The following is a 2377-nucleotide window of genomic DNA, read 5'->3' as shown; positions in this document are numbered from 1 at the left end:
TCCTGCAGCTTTGCGCCGAAGACAACATCCAGGTGTGCAACATCACCACGCCGGCAAACTACTTCCACGTGCTGCGCCGGCAGATGCACCGTCCGTTCCGCAAGCCGCTGGTCATCATGACGCCCAAGAGCCTGCTGCGCCACCCGCTGGCAAAGTCGGTCGCTTCGGACTTCATCGGCGACGGACACTTCATGCGCATCCTGTCCGACACCGCTCCGGCGGCGGACAAGGATACCAAGCGTGTGGTGCTGTGTTCGGGCAAGGTCGCCTATGACCTGATCGAAGCGCGCAATGCCGCCGGAATCACCGATACGCAGATCATCCGCCTTGAACAGCTCTACCCCTTCCCCGGCGAACCGCTGGCCCTGCGCCTTTCGCGCATGACCAATCTGGAAGAAGTGGTGTGGTGTCAGGAAGAGCCGCGCAACAACGGTTCGTGGTTCTTCGTCGAACCGATGATCGAGGAATCGCTGAAGGCCGCCAAGAGCAAGGTCGAACGCCCGCGCTATGCCGGCCGCAATGCCGCCGCATCGCCTGCAACGGGCCTCGCCAGCCGTCACGCCAGCGAACAGGGCGCGCTTGTTGCCGATGCGCTGGGTCTTTCGGTGCGTGGTGAAATCCGCCGCCAGAAGAAGAACTGACTTAGAAGAACTGATTTTCCTTCTCCCCGAGGAACATGAATTATGTCGATTGAAGTGAAGGTTCCGACGCTGGGTGAAAGCGTCAGTGAAGCAACCGTTGGTCAGTGGCTGAAGAAGCCCGGTGAGGCCGTAGCGCTGGACGAGCCCATCGTCAGCCTTGAAACCGACAAGGTTGCGGTCGAAGTGCCCGCACCTGCTGCAGGCGTGCTGGGCGCGCTGGTGGCGAACGAGGGCGATACCGTTTCGGTCGGCGCGCTGCTTGCCCTGATCGAGGACAGCGTTGCCGCTGCTGGCGCTCAGGCCCCTGCCCCGCGCACCGAAGCGCCGATTGCGCCTGCGTCGGCTTCGGAAGCGCCTGCTGCTGCGCCTTCGGGCGAGGCCGCCGCGCTTTCGCCCGCCGTGCGCCGCGCAGTTCTGGAATATGGCATCGATCCTTCGACGGTTAAGGGCACCGGCAAGGACGGCCGCCTGACCAAGGAAGACGTGATGGCTGCTGCCGCCGCCAAGCAGGCCTCACCCGCCGCTGCGGTTTCGGCACCGGCTGCCGCGCCCGCTGCTTCGGCACCGGCAGCAGGTCGCAACGAAGAGCGCGTGAAGATGACGCGCCTGCGCCAGACGATCGCCAAGCGCCTGAAAAGCGCGCAGGAAAATGCTGCCCTGCTCACCACGTTCAACGACGTGGACATGAGCGCGGTGATGGAAGCGCGCAACAAGTACAAGGACGTGTTCGAGAAGAAGCACGGCGTGAAGCTGGGCTTCATGTCTTTCTTCGCCAAGGCATCGGTGCTGGCGCTGAAGGATCTTCCTTCGGTCAACGCGCAGATCCAGGGTGATGAGATCGTCTACTTCGACTATGTGGACATCTCGGTCGCCGTTTCGGCCCCGAACGGGCTGGTCGTGCCGGTGGTGCGCGATGTCGACAAGATGAGCTTTGCCGATATCGAGAAGTCGATTGCGAACTATGGCAAGGCAGCGCGCGATGGCACGCTGACGATGGCTGATATGGCCGGCGGCACGTTCACCATCTCGAACGGCGGCGTGTTCGGCGGGCTTATGTCCACCCCGATCATCAACCCGCCGCAGTCGGCCGTGCTGGGCCTGCACCGCATCGAGGACCGCCCGGTCGTTCGCAATGGCGAAATCGTGGTGCGCCCGATGATGTACATCGCACTGTCTTACGACCATCGCATCATTGACGGACGCGAGGCCGTGACGGCACTCAAGACGATCAAGGAAGCGATCGAGGATCCGACGCGGTTGCTGATCGATCTTTGACATGATGTTGCGCGGCATCCTTCGACAGGCTCAGGATGAGCGGATGTTGTGCGTTTGACTTGAATCCAAAGCCGCTCGTGCTGAGCTTGTCAAAGCACGCACGCGCAACGGAGCCGAGAAAATGGCTGAATACGACTACGACGTTCTGTTCATCGGTGCTGGTCCCGGCGGTTATGTCGCGGCTATCCGCGCAGCGCAGCTTGGCCTGAAGACGGCCTGTGCCGAAGGACGCGAAACGCTGGGCGGCACCTGCCTCAACGTGGGCTGCATTCCATCCAAGGCGCTGCTGCACGGATCGGAAAAGTTCGACGAAGCCCGCAACGGCACGCTGGCCAGCTATGGCATCAAGACCGGTTCGCTCGAACTCGATCTGGACGCGATGCTCGCGCAGAAGGCGGAATCGGTGAAGGGCCTGACCGGCGGCATCGAATTCCTGTTCAAGAAGAACAAGGTGACCTGGC

2 protein-coding genes and 1 pseudogene are annotated in these 2377 nt (G+C 62.3%); all 3 read left to right on the top strand.

The features are described 5' to 3' along the window. Positions 1-641, top strand: a pseudogene (gene sucA / locus ACOVQ0_RS03375) (2-oxoglutarate dehydrogenase E1 component); the annotation flags it as partial. 42 nt (positions 642-683) lie between these two features. Continuing rightward, on the top strand, positions 684-1916 hold the full coding sequence (gene odhB, locus ACOVQ0_RS03370) for a 2-oxoglutarate dehydrogenase complex dihydrolipoyllysine-residue succinyltransferase (RefSeq protein WP_421880175.1): 1233 nt from the start codon (positions 684-686) through the stop codon (positions 1914-1916). 121 nt (positions 1917-2037) lie between these two features. Next, on the top strand, positions 2038-2377 hold a 340-nt coding region (locus ACOVQ0_RS03365; RefSeq protein WP_421880173.1), incomplete at its 3' end, for an FAD-dependent oxidoreductase.

The sequence above is a fragment of the Novosphingobium sp. genome (assembly GCF_049240505.1).
In the GTDB taxonomy this organism is placed as follows: domain Bacteria; phylum Pseudomonadota; class Alphaproteobacteria; order Sphingomonadales; family Sphingomonadaceae; genus Novosphingobium.
The sequence above is the reverse complement of the archived record's forward strand: the minus strand, read 5'-3'. Positions and strand labels throughout refer to the sequence as shown.

Coding starts and splice junctions, on each gene's coding strand:
- odhB (WP_421880175.1), top strand. CDS start 684: ATGTCGATTGAAGTGAAGGTTCCGACGCTGGGTGAAAGCGTCAGTGAA.